Genomic DNA, 15068 nt, shown 5'->3' on the forward strand with positions numbered 1-15068 from the left:
TAAAGGTGCGCGAGACAGTGACGGCCACGACATGGAAAGGGCTCTGAACGAGCTCTACGCCACGCCGCCGCCCGAATTCGTCGCCCGCCGCGAGGACATGGCGGCCGAGGCCAAAGCCGCCGGACGCGTGGAGGACGCACGCCGGATTCACGCGGCCCGTCGTCCCTCGCTCGCGGCCTGGGCAGCGAATCTGCTGCTGCGCTCCCAGCCGGAGGAGAGCCGGCGGTTCCTGGAGTTGGGACGGGCGCTGCGCGACGCCTACCGGAGTCTGGATGCCGACGGGGTCAAGGAGCTGTCCGAGCAGCGCCGGAGCATCGTCGCCGCAATGTCCCGCCAGGCCGCCGAGCTCGCCGTCGAGGCAGGCCACCGGCTGTCGGACACGATGCAGCGAGACGTCGAGGCCACGCTGCGTGCCGTGCTCGCCGACCAGGAAGCGGCCGACCGGTGGGCCACCGGCCGTCTGGAGAGCGCCCTCACCCCGCCGACGGACTTTCCCAGTCGTACGGCCGCGACGCCCGACACACCCCGAGAGCAGGTTCGAGCGGCTGACAGGCCACCTGCCGCACGGACTCGCGGAAAGGACGAGGTCGCCGAGCAACGCCGCCGGAAGCAGGAGCGACTCGGTCAGGCCCGCGAAGCGGCCCGGGCCGCCGACCGACGGCTGCGTGAGCTGCGCACCGCGCGAGCGGACGCCGACGCGCTGCTGAAACGGGCACGTGACCGGCACGACCAGGCCGGACGAGAGGTGTCCGCCGCCGAGCGGCGGCTGCGGCAGGCACGCGAGGACCTTCAACAGGCGGACCAGGAACAGCGGGAAGCGCAGAAACGGTACGAGGCGGCGGCTGACGGCGTGTCCCGGGCCGAACAGGCAGCACGCGAGGCCGCCCAGGAAGTGAAGCGCCTGTCCCGTCCCGTCGGGTAGCGGACGGACCGGTCCCGGAACCAGGGCGGCCTCGCAGCCCTTGGGGACGGCGATGAACTCTCCCGCGGTGGGAGAAGTTTCCTCGATGGCGTGCGCGACGGACTCCTCACCGAAGATGCTGAAGCGGTCGGCGGAAGGTGCTCCGCCCGGAGGACCGTGGCCGAGACCCTGCGTATCGGCCTCTGCGCCCCAAACCGATGACCCGGCCGATCGTCCCTGTCCAGGAGAGCGCGGCATGACCCACGTGAGAGACATCGAGCCTCGCGGTACGCAGCACTGCGAGACGACTGCCCTGGGGGTGCTGCTGCGCCACCAAGGGCTCGATCTGTCCGAGCCCATGCTCTTCGGTCTCGGCTCGGGCCTGTCCTTCATCTACTGGGACAGCAAGAACATGGCCTTCCCCTTCCTCGGAGGGCGGGTCAAGCCATTCGACCTCACCAGAAATCTGGCCGCCGGACTCGGCTTGGAACTGCTGGTCAAGGAGACCGGCTCGCCTCGCAGGGCTTGGGAGAACGTGACGGCCCCGATCGACGCCGGCCGTCCGGTCGGACTGCAGCTCGACAGCTACCACCTGGACTACTTCGGATCGAAGGTGCACTTCGGCGGTCATGTCGTCGCCCTGTACGGCTACGACGACCACGACGCCTACCTGGTGGACACCGACCAGCAAGGTGGAGCCGTGACCACCAGCCTGGCCGGCCTCGCCCGGGCCAGAGCCGCACGCGGTCCGATGAGCGCCAGGCACCGCTCGTTCACCCTCACCACACCACCAGGAAGCCCGCCCTCCCCACGGGACCGCATCGTTCCGGCCATCACCGCCTGCGCCGACGCCTTCCTCGACCCGCCCATCGCCAACCTGGGCCACCGGGGCATCGAGAAGGCCGCCAAGCTCGTACGCACCTGGCTTCAGCGCACCGACAACCCGGGCCGGGATCTGCCGCAGGCCGCCCTGCTGATGGAGAAGGCCGGCACCGGCGGCGCCCTGTTCCGCAACCTCTACCGCGACTTCCTCGCCGAATGCGGCGCAGTGCTCGACAGCGGCCACTTGCGTACCGGTCACACGTTGTACGCCGAGGCAGCCACCCTGTGGACGGAAGTGGCAGCGCTGATCAAGAAGGCCGGCGAATCGGGCGAGGAACAGTGCCTCCAGGAGGCCGGCACGGTTCTTCTCGATCTTTCACGCATCGAGCGCGAGGCCATGCAGGCGCTGAGCGGCCTGGGAGTTCCCTGATCCGTTGAGTCCGACTGTCGGCTCAAGAGGCCCGCGTCGTGAAGGCGTCCGCGTGCCGCGCGGCCCACTGGGCGAACGTGCGGGCCGGGTGGCCGGTGACCTTCTCGACGGTGTCGAGGACCGTGCGGCCGACCTCCGGCGTGTTCCCGTACGCCTGGAGCAGGAAGCCGATCACGTCCTCCGGGTGGCCCGCCGCCCGCCATTGCGCGACGGCCTGTTCCTCGGTGAGCTCGATCAGGGTGATCTCGCGGCCCCGAGCGGCGGCGATCGTCGCCATCTTGTCGCCAACGGTCAGCAGCTCGGGGCCGGTGATCACGTACTCCTGGCCCGCGTGGCCCTCCTCGGTGAGCGCGACCGCGGCGACAGCGCCGATGTCACCTTCGTGGACCATGGCGCTCAGCCGGGAGACGAACGGCTCGCGGACTGCGTCGGCGCCCACGATGCCGTCCGCCCACTCCAGGGCGTTGGCCATGAACTCGACCGGCATGAGCACGGTCCAGTCCACACGGTCGTCGGCACGCACAGCGTCCTCCAGCGGGGACGGCCCGCCGCCATGCAGCACGGTGACCCGGCGTACGCCGGCCGCGCGGGCCGGCTTCAGGATCTGCGGACCGGTCTCGAGCGGGGCGAAATATGCCCCACCGAAGGTGATCAGATGGACGCCGGTGACACCTTCCAGGGCCGGGATCAGACTGTCGGGGTGGTCCAGATCGCCCTGCACCACCTCGACTTCGGCCGGGAGCGCGGCCCTCGACGCATCCCGGGTGAGGGCGCGGACAGCATGACCGCGGGCGAGAAGCTCGGCGACGACCTGACGCCCAACGGTTCCGGTGGCGCCGGTGACAAGAATCCTCTGCGCCTGCGCCTGCGTCTCTGTCTGGGGATGTGTCTGGGGCTGGGGCTGGGTCATGACACGACCGTAGGGAGCCTTGCGGTCAGCTTCCGTCCGCAAGGCGGGGCGCGTACAGCGTGACGGCCGGGCGTCGGCGCCGCCGCCGCGCCGACGAGACGTATGACACTCACCCACACCCCCCTTAAATACGTATCTGCGATGCAACATTGATACGCTGCCTCCGTGAGGCTGACCAGATACACGGATCTCGCACTTCGGGCAGTGATGCGCCTGGCCGTCGTGGACAGCGAGGAGTTGCTGACCACGAGGCAGATCGCCGATTCCATGAGCGTCCCCTATACGCACATGGCGAAGGCGATCGCACAGTTGCAGCATTTGGGTGTGATCGAGGCGCGGCGCGGGCGCAACGGTGGGCTGACCCTCACCGACTCCGGCCGGAGCACTCGGGTGGGGAATCTGGTCAGGACGCTGGAAGGGGACCGGGAAGCCGTGGTGTGCGAGGGCGACACCCCCTGCCCCCTCGCAGGCGCCTGTCGGTTGCGGCGGGCACTGCGGGAGGCGCAGGAGGCGTTCTACTCCTCGCTGAACGGTGCGACCGTGGACGATCTGGTGACGTCACCGACGGGCCCGGTACTGCTGGCACTGGGTACTCCCCCCGGCTGACGCCCGACTGACGCCCGACTGACGCCCGACTGTCGATGCAACGACCACATCGCGGGATCGTGCGCGCCCGGCAGACGTGCGAGCAAAAATTCGAGTCCCACATACCAATTCAACCAACCGACATCGAACCAGGAGTGTGTCTGATGCTTTCCGCTCAGTCGGCCCCCGTCGTACGGACGACGCTTCCCGTGGTGGGAGCCTCGCTGACCACAATCACGGAGGTGTTCTACCGGCGGTTGTTCGAGGAGCGTCCGGAACTGCTGCGGCATCTGTTCAACCGGACCAACCAGGCCACCGGCGCCCAACGCGAGGCACTGGCCGGCTCGGTGGCGGCCTTCGCCACGCTCCTGGTCGAGCGACCCGACGAACGCCCGGACGCCGTTCTGTCGCGCATCGCCCACAAGCACGTCTCGCTGGGCATCACCGCCGACCAGTACCCCCTGGTCGGACGCCACCTGCTCGGGGCGGTCGCCGAGGTGCTCGGCGACGCGGTCACCCCCGAGGTCGGGGCTGCCTGGGACGAGGTCTACTGGCTGATGGCCAACGCCCTGATCGCCATCGAGGCCCGTCTGTACGCCGAGGCCGGCGTGGCCGACGGTGACGTGTGGCGGCGCATGGAGGTGGCCGAGCGCCGCCAGGAGTCCGCCGACGCCGTGTCCCTGGTACTGCGCCGGACCGACGGTCGGCCCACCGCTCCCTTCCGGCCCGGGCAGTACGTCAGTGTCCGCGTGGAACTGCCCGACGGCGCCCGCCAGATCCGCCAGTACAGCCTGTCCACCGCACCGGATCACAAGACCTGGCGCATCACGGTCAAGCGCGAGAAGGCCGCCCGCGGTACCGTTCCCGACGGCGAGGTCTCGTCCTGGCTGCACGCCCACGCCGAGGTGGGCGACATCCTGGATGTCTCGCTGCCCGCCGGTGACCTCGTACTGCCCGAGGCCGACACCCCCCTCTTCCTCGCCTCCGCCGGTATCGGCATCACCCCCATGCTGTCGATGCTCGACCATCTCGCCCTCACCTCCTCCGCGCGTCCGGTCACCGTCGTCCATGCCGACCGCTCTCCCCTCGACCATGTCCACCGCGACGAGCAGGCGGACCTCGTCAGCCGTCTGAACAGCGCCGATCTTCACCTGTGGTACGAGAACGACGCCCACCACTCCCCCGGCACCAACGTCTTCGCCGGCCTCGCCACGCTCGACCACCTCACCCCCGCCCCCGACACCACCGCCTATCTCTGCGGACCGTTGCCGTTCATGCGCATGGTGCGCGGCGAACTGCTGGCGAAGGGGCTGCACCCCTCCGCCATCCACTACGAGGTCTTCGGTCCCGACCTCTGGCTCGACCAGTGAGGGACGGAGCGGACGACACCATGCGTCGAACCCGGTTCCCGAGGAACCGCACGGCCCGGGACGACCAAGCGCAGCGGTCGCCCGCCGCGCCGGGGCGACTGCGCGACATCCACGACCGCCAGGACGTGGAGCGGCTGGTCGAGGCGTTCTACGACGAGGTCCTCGACGATGCGCTCATCGGGCGGCTGTTCACCGAGGTGGCGCGAGTCGACATGGCCGCCCACCTGCCGGTCATGGCCGACTTCTGGGAGAGTGCTCTGCTCACCCCGGGCGTCTACCGCCGCAACGCCCTCCGCGCGCACCGGGACCTGCACGCCGAGAGCCCGCTGCGCGCCGAGTACTTCGATCGCTGGCTGGACCTGTGGACCGCCGTCGTACGCCGACGTCACGCGGGACCGGTGTCCGACCGAGCGGTCGTCAAGGCGCACGCCGTGGCCCGGGCACTGCTGCACAACACCGCGGGCGACGGACGGCCCCGCCCGGACCGAGGTCCCGTCTTCGTCGCCATCGGACCCCACCCGCCTTCCGGCCCCCCATCGGCGAGCCACCCCGGTCGGTAGTCGTGCATCGCCGGGAACTACCGGTTCGGCGCTCGTGGACCTCGACGGGCGGATGGAAGCCGTCCAGGACGCCTCGCGCCGGCTCGGGCGGGGGCGGGCGCGCGGCGACCGAGGAGCGCCTGGGTAGGCTTTCCTTACGGAGCCGCGCGACCGTGTGCGCCCGGGGCTCCGTACCAACCGGTACGGTGTGCCGCTCGACCGAGAGAGACATGATGTCCCCGACGATTCGCAGGGCTGTGATCCCCGCCGCCGGCCTCGGTTCCCGTCTGCTGCCCCTGACGAAGGCGACACCGAAGGAGATGCTGCCGGTCGGTGACAAGCCGGTCATCGAGCACACCGTGCGCGAACTGGTGGACTCCGGCATCACCGACATCACCATCGTCGTCTCCGGCGGCAAGAGCCTCATCCAGGACCACTTCCGCCCCAACCCGGCCCTCGTCGAGCAACTCCGCGAGGACGGCAAGACAGCCTACGCGGACGCCGTGGAAGAGGTCGCGGAGCTGGCCCGCCAGGGCCACATCACCTACCTCGACCAGTACGGCCCGTACGGCAACGGCACGCCGGTGCTGAACGCCGCCCGGTCCTTCGGTGACGAGCCCGTACTGGTGCTGTGGCCCGACGACGTCTTCGTGGCCGAGATCCCCCGCGCGCAGCAGCTGATCCGCGCGTACGAGCAGACCGGCTGTCCGGTGCTGGCCCTGCTGCCGATGGACCCCACCGAATCCCAGCGCTATGGCGTGCCCATAGTCAAGGAAGACCTCGGCGACGGCCAGCTCCGCATCACCGGCCTGGTCGAGAAGCCCGAGCCCGCGGCCGCTCCGTCGGCGTACGCGGCCATCGGCGGCTACGTCGTCACCCCCGGCATCATCGACGAACTGCGCGAGCAGACCCGCCGCTGGTACGAGCACCGGACCGGCGAGGTCTACCTGACCGACGCCATCAACGCCTACGCCGCCACCCGCGCGGTGTACGGGCAGGTCATCAAGGGCCGCTGGTACGACACCGGCAACCCGGCCGACTACCTGGTCGCCCAGATGGCCTTCGCCCTGTCCCACCCGGAGTACGGCCCCGTCCTGCGCGGCCTGGTCAACGGCCTCGACACCACCGCGGACTAGCTTGACTCTGTCGGGGATCTTGGGGTTGGCGAGGTCAACTGCCCAGGGTTCGCCAGGATTTCAGCCGAGGTAACTCGCGCTGGTCGAGGTAGCTCTGGAAGGCAGTCGGTCGGCGGGGTATGGGGGCTTCCTCGGCCGGTGGCAATCCGCTGAGGCGCTCGATGTTGACGGCGATGGCCGTCAGGACGTGCTGGATGTGGGCCTTTCCCTGCCCTCGGTAGCGGCAGCGCCGCATGCCGTGGCCGTGGGCGAACTCGTTGACCGTGCCCTCCACTCCGGAGCGGACCGCGTAACGCGTCTTCCACTCGGGCGTCTGCTGCTCGGCGCGGACACGGAGTTGCAGGTCACGGAGCTCTCGTGGAGGAAATCCCACGGTGCGGGCGCTGTCGGCGGTGGTGGTGCACTGGATGCGGGCCGGGCAGGGGCGGCACTGGCTCTTGGTGAACCTGGCCACGATCAGCGGGGCCGCGGTGGGCGAGGAGGTCGGGTAGGGGCCGTGCCAGCCCGCACTGACCTGCCCCTGCGGGCATGTGACTTGCTGATGGTCGTAGTCGATGCGGAAGTCGTCCCGGGCGAAGCCCTCATTTCGGCGGTGTTGGCGGGTGGGGTTGCTCTTCAGCGGCCCGGAGACGGTGACCTGGTGTTCGCGGGTGGCCTGTTCCAGGTGGGGCAGGGAGGTGTAGCCGGCGTCGACCAGGTGCTCGGCGGGCAGCAGTCCGCGGCGGGAGAGGCGGGTGTGGATGCCGGGCAGGACCTGGCTGTCGTGGGTGGTGGCCGCGGTGGTGGCCACGTCGGTGATCACGTTGGGGCCGTCGGGAGCGCAGGTCTCGGTAAGGTGGGCGGTGAACCCCTTCCAGCTGATGATGTGTCCGTGCCGTGCGTAGCGGGCCGAGGTGTCGTAGGGAGAGACGACCGCCCGGGACGAGGGCGGCAGCCCGGGCCCGCCTTCCTTCTCGGCGGTGCGCCAGCGCAGATGTCCTGCGGCGTCACGGTGGTAGTTCTGCACCATGATCTGGCGCAGGGCCTGGATACGAGGACCGGATGTGCGGTCTGCTCCGTGCTGGTAGAGGTGTTCCAGGAGTCGGACGGCGTCGTTTCCGGTGGCAAGAATCCTGGTCTTGGGCTTGGTGGGGTTCCTGCCCAGGCGGACCGGCCGGCCGTAGCGGAGCCCCCAGTCCTCATCGACCAGCTCGTCCAGCAGGTGCGGGGATGTGCCGGCGACTTCTTCGAGTGCGGCGCGGACCGCCTCGGTGACCATCTCCAGGCGGCTCAGGTCGCGCACCGAGGCCAGGACGTGGGTGGAGTCGGTGCGCTGCGTGGTGCGCCCGCGCACCAGGCCGGCCTCCTTGAGGCGGGCCAGTGCGAGGTCGAGGAGGCGGTCGGCGCGGTCGTCTTCGGCGAGACGGTCTCGGAAGTCGGCCAGCACACTGTGGTGGAAGCCGGGATCGTCCAGCTCCATGGCCATGGCGTACTTGAAGTCAATGCGGCAGCGGACCGACTCGGCGGCCTGCCGGTCCGACAGGCCGAGCAGGAACTGCAGCACACAGACGGTGGCCAGTTGAGCAGGCGAGAGCCCCGGACGCCCATTCCGCGGGTACCAGTCGGCGAAGTCCTCGTCGCACCACAGCCCATCGAGGCGGTCACGTACCCATATCGCCGTCGTGCCGTCCGGGTTGCTCGCCCGCGCAACCTGCGCAGTCAGAGACGGGACCTGCTCACCGGAACGGGGACGAAGAGACAACGAGCACCTCGACAGCTGTATCGGTCGGCGGAACTACCCGAGCATGCCCGTCGATCTTGCTGCCGCACCGGGAAACTCCAAGATCCCCGACAGAGTCAAGCTAGGGCGTGTTTCGGAAGTCCCTTCTGTCGCCGCACCGGACGAAAGGCCAAGTACGCCCAGTACGAGGCCTTTCGTCCGGCGCGCCGAGAGCACGCACCGGACGCCGCAGAGCCGCCCTTCGGGCGACGAAGGGACTTCCGAAACACGCCCTAGTGTTCTGAGTCGGGAATTCTGTTCAGATGTATAGGCTTGCTCCATGGCACGGACGGGGCGGCCGAAGGCCGAGTTGACACTGTCGGACGAAGAACGGGCCGCACGCAAGGAGTGGGTGCGGCGACGTTCCACGCCGCAGGCATGGGCGTTGCGGTGTCGGATCATCCTGGCCTGCACCGAGGGCGCCTCGAACAAGGACGTGGCTGCTCAGCTCGGTTCCACACCCCATGCGGTGGGCCGCTGGCGGGCCCGGTTCGCGCAGTACCGGATCGCCGGTCTGGGTGACATGCCGCGTCCGGGCGGCCCAAGGACCGTGACGGACGAGCAGGTCGCCGCGGTAGTCACCAAGACGCTGGAATCCACTCCGAAGCAACGCCAGTGCGTTAAGGATGTGTGCGCTCTGTCAAGAGGGCGGGACCTCTGGTAGTTCGCATGGTGTCGAAGCCATTGCGAGTGTCCCGGAGGTCCCGTTGCCTCAGAATTCTGTCAGCGTCAGCTCCGGCGCGACAGCCCTGGACGTGTACGCGCCCGGCCATCTGGGCGAGTTGACCGAGATCATCGACCCCGAGTTAGTCGACGCGGTTCTGGAGGACACCGGTGTCCGCACGCAGCGGCTGCGGCTGCTCCCGGCGCGCGTCGTGGTGTACTTCGTGCTGGCCCTCGCCTTCTTCGAGCGATCCTCCTATCAGGCGGTATGGGCCAAACTCACGGCGGGACTGGGCAGCGTGCCCGTGCCCCGCCCGTGCCCCTCGTCGCTGGCACGTGCCCGGCGCCGGCTGGGAAGCGGACCGCTGCGCCACCTGTTCTCGATCCTGGCTGGACCTGTGGCCGACCACCGCCAGTCCTGCGCCTTCTACCAGGGCCTGCGCCTGGTCGCCGTGGACGGCACCACCCTGTCCGCCCCCGACGAGGAAGCAGTGACCTGGCATTTTCGCAAACACATCGGCAGGGTCCGCTCGTTCGGCTACCCGCTGGTGCGCCTGGTGGCCCTCGTGGAGTGCGGCACACGGGCTTTGGTGGACGCGGTCTTCGGACCCGACGACGTCGGCGAACTCGCCTACGCGCGCCGCCTGCTGGGACATCTGGACCCATCGATGCTCCTGCTGGCCGACGCCTACTACGACGCGTTCGACTTCCTTGAAGCCGTGCAGGACACCGGGGCCCGTTTCGTGCTCCGCTCGACCCGCAAGCGGCGCCCGACCGTGCGCCGCCCCCTGCCCGACGGTTCCTACCTCACCGCGGTCCTGCCGCGCCGCCACCGTGCCAGGGCAAGCGGGCAGCGGGTGGAAGTGCGGGTGGTCGAGGCGTGGCTCACCGTCGTCCTCGCCGACGGCACGCGGCGCACGGAGCTGTGGCGGCTGCTGACCAATCTTCTGGATGCCGAACGCCACCCCGCAGACGACCTGCTGCGGCTCTACCACCGGCGCTGGCAGGCGGAGACCTGCTACTTCTCTCTGAAGTCCACGATCCTGGACGGGCGAGTGCTGCGTTCCCGCAGTGTCCCCGGTCTTGAGCAGGAGATCTTCGCACTGCTGACGGTCTACCAGGCGCTGGTCCGCATGGCCGGCGATGTCACGACGGCCACGCCGGGACTGTCTGTTCAGCGGGTGAGCTTCACCGTTCTCTTCCAGGCCGCCGCGGACCAGATCATCGCCGCCCCGGGGCCTGCCCGGGGCAGTACGGCATCGTTGATCGGGGCCATCGGCCGGGCCGCGCTGGCCAACCTCCTCCCCGAACAGCGCCGCCAGCGCCTGAAAGCCCGCTACCGCAAGACGTCCAGCAAGTACCAGTTCCAGCGGGACCAACATCCGCGCACCGTGCAGGCGTACACGCTGGACTTCAAGATGGTCAAGGACGGAGACATTGACGCCGGGCCTGACGGCTAACGCAACGGTGTTGCACTCCGAAGAACGCAACGCACTGGTCGACGCGGTCGATGGCGAAGGAGACGGGCCTCTCGCAGTCGTCGGTTTCACGGATCTGGCGGGCCTTCGGCCTGCAGCCGCACCGGTCGGAGACCTTCAAACTGTCGACCGATCCGTACTTCGTCGACAAGGTCCACGATGTCGTCGGCCTTTACCTGGACCCGCCCGAGCGGGCCCTGGTGTTCTGCGTCGACGAGAAGTCGCAGATCCAGGCCCTGGACCGATCCCAGCCCGTGCTGCCAATGATGCCCGGGGTTCCCGAGCGGGTGACCCACGACCACGTCCGCGCCGGCACCACCACCCTGTTCGCCGCCCTCGAGGTCGCCACCGGCAAAGTGATCGGCTCCCTGCACCGCAGACATCGGGCTGAGGAGTTCAAGAAGTTCCTCACCAAGCTCGACAAAGAGGTGCCCGCCGACCTGGATGTCCACCTCATCTGCGACAACTACGCCACCCACAAGACCCCCGCCATCAAGAAGTGGCTGCTCGGCCCACCCCCGCTTCCACCTGCACTTCACACCGACCGGCTCGTCCTGGCTGAACCTCGTCGAGCGATGGTTCGCCGAACTGACCAACAAGCAGATACGGCGCGGCGTTCACAGGTCCGTCCAAGCCCTGGAGAAGGACATCCGCAACTGGATCGCCGCCTGGAACACCGACCCGAAGCCCTACGTCTGGACGAAGACCGCAGACGAGATCCTCGAACGCCTCGCCAGTTATCTGAACAGAATTCCCGACTCAGAACACTAGGGGCTGCGGGGAAAGTCCTGGTCACAGCCATTCGTTGAGGACTGCGCCCTGCACGGTCGCCTCAGTCCGCGCCGCCCTTCCGGCTCTGCGCCGACCGCATTTGGCGCTCATGATGTTCGAGGAGCGCCTCATCCGAGGGGTGCGGCGACCCGCGCCCTGAACTCGTCGTCAAGATCTGCGGGGCAGCGACGGCGTGGCCCGGTACTCCGGTGCCGCCGGATCACCCGGTCGAGCCAGCACCTCCGCCACACCTCCGCCACACCCCGCGCTTCACCGGGGCGGTCCTGTCACATCTCTTGCAAAGGTCCGGACCAACTGCTAATTCCCTTTCTGTTAGGAAAGTTTCCTACCAGTTGGTGAGACGGCTCGATCGACTTCCGTCGATGGTCGAACGTCACCCTTGACCGCCAGGAGTCCCCCATGAGACCGGCACGATCCGTTCCGCTCGTCGCCGTGCTGCTCCTTCTCGGCCTCGTCCTGTCCCCGGGAACCGCACAGGCAGGCCTTGCGGCCCCGACGGCAGCCACACCCGTCGCCGCCAACGGACAGCTCAAGGTCTGCGGCACCAAGCTCTGCAACCAGCATGGAAAAACGATCCAGCTCCGAGGTATGAGCACGCACGGTCTGCAGTGGTACAGCCAGTGCGTCACCGGCGGCTCGCTCAACGCCCTCGCCACCGACTGGAAGGCGGACGTCCTGCGCATCTCCATGTACGTCCAGGAGGGCGGCTACGAGACCGATCCGCGCCGCTTCACCGACCTCGTCCACTCCGCCATCGAGCAGGCCACGGCCCGGGGCATGTACGCCATCGTCGACTGGCACATGCTCGACCCCGGCGACCCGCACGAGAACCTCGCCCGCGCCAGGACCTTCTTCTCCGAGATCGCCCAGCGCCACCGCGACAAGGACAACCTGCTGTACGAGATCGCGAACGAACCCAGCGGGGTCAGCTGGTCCCGCATCAAGAGCTACGCCGAGCAGCTCATCCCCGTCATCAGGGCCAAGGACCCGAACACCCCGATCCTCGTCGGCACCCGCGCATGGTCCTCGCTCGGCGTATCGGACGGCGCGAACGAGTCCGAGGTGGTGAACAACCCGGTGAACGCGGCCAACATCATGTACACGTTCCACTTCTACGCGTACTCGCACCGGGACGAGTACCTGCGGACTCTCGCCCGCGCGGCCGACCGTATACCCGTCTTCGTCACCGAGTTCGGCACCCAGAACTACGCCGGTGAGGGCGCGAACGACTTCGCCATGTCGCAGCGCTACCTCGATCTGCTGGCGGCCAAGAAGATCAGCTGGGTCAACTGGAACTTCTCCGACGACGAACGCAGCGGCGCCGTCTTCAAGCCGGGTACCTGTGCCAACAACGGTTCCTGGAACGGCACTTCCTCCCTCAAGCCCGCAGGCGTCTGGATCCGCGACCGCGTCAGGACACCGGACGACTTCTGATCGGAGACAAAAGGAGCGAAGGGAGCGACAGGAGCCGGCCCACAGCCACACCGGGCCGGCTCCCGTCGGCCTCCCGGCCCTGGAGGCGGCCGCGCGTGGCGGGGCGTCAGCTGCGCGGTTGCCACCGGTGCTGTGGTGCCGTGTCGAGGTTGGCCGCCGGCCACGCCGCTGCCCTCGTGGACGCCGCCCCCCTCCGAACCGGAGCGACGCCTCGCGACGGCGAACCGTGGCTGAAATAGTCCACGGCCTCGGCCCCGGTCGGCCGCTGGAGAAGGCGGGGGCGGTGAGCGCCGTGCACAGGTGGGTGACAGGCGGTCAGCTCGCCCGGTCCGGGTCCGGGTCCGCATCCACGTCGGTGGCGAGGGCGATAGCGAGGGCGAGGGCGATAGCGGCGGCCTCCGCCGCCCCGACACGGCCCGGGCGCCCGCTGGGTGGGCCTCGCGGAGCCGGCCGGTCGCGCTGCGCAGCGCCGCACTCCGACGACGGCCTCGGCATCCCGCCCGGCCCCGGCGCAGGCGGCCCGGTAAGCGCGTCCACGACTCCGCACCGACCCGTCAGGGGGCGTGGATGTCGCGTGCGGGCAGGGTCGGCACCCTGCGCACCGTCAGTTCCCCTCGTCGGCCAGTCGCCGGACGCCGGCCTTGTCCAGCTTTCCGGAGGCGTTCCTCGGGACGGCGGGCACGATCGTCAGGCGCGTTGGCAGCTTGTAGCGGGCCAGCCTTCCCGCCGCGTACGCGTGGACGGCCTCCAGGGTGATCTCCGTCGTGCCGTCCACGCTCATGACGGCCTGCACGCTCTCGCCCCACTGCTCGTCGGGGATGCCGAGGACCGCGACGTCGACCACACCCGGCATGGCGGCGAGGACCCGTTCGACCTCCGCCGGATAGACGTTCTCGCCCCCGCTGATGATCATGTGCTTGAGCCGGTCGACGATGTACAGACAGCCATCCACGTCGAGATGGCCGATGTCGCCGGAGTGGAACCAGCCCTCGTCGTCGAAGGCCGCGCGGTTGGCCTCCGGGTTGTTCCAGTAGCCGGCGGTGACATTGGGGCCGCGGACGACGACCTCCCCCGGATCCCCCGGCTTCAGGGGCGAGTTGGTGACCGCGTCGACGACCCGGACCTCGGTGAACGGCATCGCGATGCCCGCGGAGCCGATCTTGTCCAGGGTGTGCTCGACGGGCAGATGGGTGGCGAACGGGGCGGTCTCGGTCAGGCCCCACGCCTGCTGGAGCAGCACGCCGTGCCGGGCGTAGAGCTCGATGAGCGAGGGCGGCACCGGCGCGCCCGCCACCACGATGGACCGCAGGTGGCTCAGATCCTGGTCGAACAGGCCGGGTTGTCTCGCCAGGGCGGCGAACATCTGGGGGACGCCGAACATGGAGTTGACCCGGTGGGTGACCAGGTCGTCGAGACACATCCGCGGGTCGAACCCGCGTCTGATGACCACCGTGCCACCACGCACCAGCGTGCGGAGCACGAAGCTGTTCAGGGTGCCGATGTGGAACAGCGGAGCGGCCGCGTAGGTGACGTCGCCACGGCGGGTGTCGAGACGGAGCTCGACGTTCACCGAGTTCCAGAAGACGTTGCCGTGGGTGAGGACGACACCCTTGGGCGTGCCGGTGGTGCCGGAGGTGAACATCAGGACCGCCGGGTCGTCCGCCGACTTGGCGGCGATGGCGGACCTGGGTACGGCGGTGGCGAGGAGGGGCGCCCAGGGTTCCCAGCCCGCCGCGCCCTCGGTCGGCACCTCGGGGTCGTCGTCCACCAGGAGGAAGCGCGCGAGAGCGGTCCTGTCACGTACCTCGTCGACGCCCTCCCGGTGGCCCTCCTCGCAGACCAGGGCGGAGGCGCCGCTGCGGACGAGGACGGCCTCCAACTCGACTGCGGCCAGCCGGAAGTTGACCGGGACGAACACGGCACCCAGCCGGTGGGCCGCCAGCAGCGCGACGAGGAAGGAGCTGCTGTTGAGCCCGAGGTGGGCGACCCGGTCCCCGTCGCCGATGCCGCCGTCGGCCAGGACGGTGGCCAGACGGGCCGCCCTGTCGTCGAGTGCGGCGTAGGTGAGGTCGCCGCCCGCGTAGCGGATGACGACGGAGGCGCCCTGGTAGCGGGCGTTGCGCGCGACGGCGGCGGCCGGATTGAGGTCGACCCGCAGGCCGGAGTTGCGTGGGTGCGGTCTCATCGCGTCGGGTGTGGTCACGAGCGGCTCCTCATCGAGCGTCAGGATCGAGCGTCACGGGTGGTTG

At 69.2% G+C, this 15068-nt stretch carries 12 protein-coding genes and 1 pseudogene; 10 read left to right on the top strand and 3 right to left on the bottom strand.

Annotation, left to right across the window (positions count from 1 at the left end):
* Positions 1-31: 31 nt before the first annotated feature.
* Together OG202_RS01570 and OG202_RS01575 are read left to right on the top strand one after the other, a co-directional pair.
* Entirely contained in the window at positions 32-922 is an 891-nt protein-coding gene (locus OG202_RS01570; RefSeq protein WP_327731840.1) for a hypothetical protein, read from the top strand.
* Between the two features lie 235 nt (positions 923-1157).
* Positions 1158-2153, top strand: a complete 996-nt coding sequence (locus tag OG202_RS01575) for a BtrH N-terminal domain-containing protein (RefSeq protein ID WP_327731838.1) — start codon at positions 1158-1160, stop codon at positions 2151-2153.
* Positions 2154-2175: 22 nt separating this feature from the next.
* Here OG202_RS01575 and OG202_RS01580 read toward each other — a convergent pair whose 3' ends face one another.
* Entirely contained in the window at positions 2176-3063 is an 888-nt protein-coding gene (locus tag OG202_RS01580; RefSeq protein ID WP_327731837.1) for an SDR family oxidoreductase, read from the bottom strand.
* A 165-nt stretch (positions 3064-3228) separates the two neighbouring features.
* Between OG202_RS01580 and OG202_RS01585 the strand changes: the two genes are divergently transcribed.
* From OG202_RS01585 to OG202_RS01600, 4 genes are all read left to right on the top strand, one after another.
* A complete protein-coding gene (locus OG202_RS01585; protein WP_327731836.1) occupies positions 3229-3669 on the top strand; it encodes an RrF2 family transcriptional regulator in 441 nt (146 codons plus the stop codon).
* Between the two features lie 143 nt (positions 3670-3812).
* On the top strand, positions 3813-5018 hold the full coding sequence (locus OG202_RS01590) for a globin domain-containing protein (protein ID WP_327731835.1): 1206 nt from the start codon (positions 3813-3815) through the stop codon (positions 5016-5018).
* A gap of 20 nt (positions 5019-5038) precedes the next feature.
* Complete coding sequence (locus tag OG202_RS01595; RefSeq protein WP_327731834.1) at positions 5039-5578, top strand: group III truncated hemoglobin; 540 nt, start codon at positions 5039-5041, stop codon at positions 5576-5578.
* Between the two features lie 212 nt (positions 5579-5790).
* Complete coding sequence (locus OG202_RS01600) at positions 5791-6693, top strand: UTP--glucose-1-phosphate uridylyltransferase (protein WP_326573479.1); 903 nt, start codon at positions 5791-5793, stop codon at positions 6691-6693.
* A 34-nt stretch (positions 6694-6727) separates the two neighbouring features.
* Here OG202_RS01600 and OG202_RS01605 read toward each other — a convergent pair whose 3' ends face one another.
* Positions 6728-8434, bottom strand: coding sequence for an IS1182 family transposase (locus OG202_RS01605; RefSeq protein ID WP_328222191.1), 1707 nt, complete (start codon positions 8432-8434; stop codon positions 6728-6730).
* 298 nt (positions 8435-8732) lie between these two features.
* Here OG202_RS01605 and OG202_RS01610 point away from each other — a divergent pair, with 298 nt between their 5' ends.
* From OG202_RS01610 to OG202_RS01625, 4 genes and pseudogenes are all read left to right on the top strand, one after another.
* Positions 8733-9116, top strand: a complete 384-nt coding sequence (locus OG202_RS01610) for a helix-turn-helix domain-containing protein (protein ID WP_327731832.1) — start codon at positions 8733-8735, stop codon at positions 9114-9116.
* 43 nt (positions 9117-9159) lie between these two features.
* On the top strand, positions 9160-10575 hold the full coding sequence (locus OG202_RS01615) for an IS4 family transposase (protein ID WP_327731830.1): 1416 nt from the start codon (positions 9160-9162) through the stop codon (positions 10573-10575).
* Positions 10576-10589: 14 nt separating this feature from the next.
* Positions 10590-11364: pseudogene (locus OG202_RS01620) on the top strand (IS630 family transposase); the annotation flags it as partial.
* Positions 11365-11784: 420 nt separating this feature from the next.
* Complete coding sequence (locus OG202_RS01625) at positions 11785-12819, top strand: glycoside hydrolase family 5 protein (RefSeq protein WP_326573481.1); 1035 nt, start codon at positions 11785-11787, stop codon at positions 12817-12819.
* A gap of 604 nt (positions 12820-13423) precedes the next feature.
* On the opposite strand, the gene OG202_RS01630 is transcribed toward OG202_RS01625, so the two are convergent.
* On the bottom strand, positions 13424-15022 hold the full coding sequence (locus tag OG202_RS01630; RefSeq protein ID WP_328222192.1) for an AMP-binding protein: 1599 nt from the start codon (positions 15020-15022) through the stop codon (positions 13424-13426).
* Positions 15023-15068: the final 46 nt, after the last annotated feature.

This window comes from Streptomyces sp. NBC_00310, from assembly GCF_036208085.1.
GTDB lineage: Bacteria > Actinomycetota > Actinomycetes > Streptomycetales > Streptomycetaceae > Streptomyces.

Coding starts and splice junctions, on each gene's coding strand:
- OG202_RS01570 (WP_327731840.1), top strand. CDS start 32: ATGGAAAGGGCTCTGAACGAGCTCTACGCCACGCCGCCGCCCGAATTC.
- OG202_RS01575 (WP_327731838.1), top strand. CDS start 1,158: ATGACCCACGTGAGAGACATCGAGCCTCGCGGTACGCAGCACTGCGAG.
- OG202_RS01580 (WP_327731837.1), bottom strand. CDS start 3,063: ATGACCCAGCCCCAGCCCCAGACACATCCCCAGACAGAGACGCAGGCG.
- OG202_RS01590 (WP_327731835.1), top strand. CDS start 3,813: ATGCTTTCCGCTCAGTCGGCCCCCGTCGTACGGACGACGCTTCCCGTG.
- OG202_RS01595 (WP_327731834.1), top strand. CDS start 5,039: ATGCGTCGAACCCGGTTCCCGAGGAACCGCACGGCCCGGGACGACCAA.
- OG202_RS01600 (WP_326573479.1), top strand. CDS start 5,791: ATGTCCCCGACGATTCGCAGGGCTGTGATCCCCGCCGCCGGCCTCGGT.
- OG202_RS01610 (WP_327731832.1), top strand. CDS start 8,733: ATGGCACGGACGGGGCGGCCGAAGGCCGAGTTGACACTGTCGGACGAA.
- OG202_RS01625 (WP_326573481.1), top strand. CDS start 11,785: ATGAGACCGGCACGATCCGTTCCGCTCGTCGCCGTGCTGCTCCTTCTC.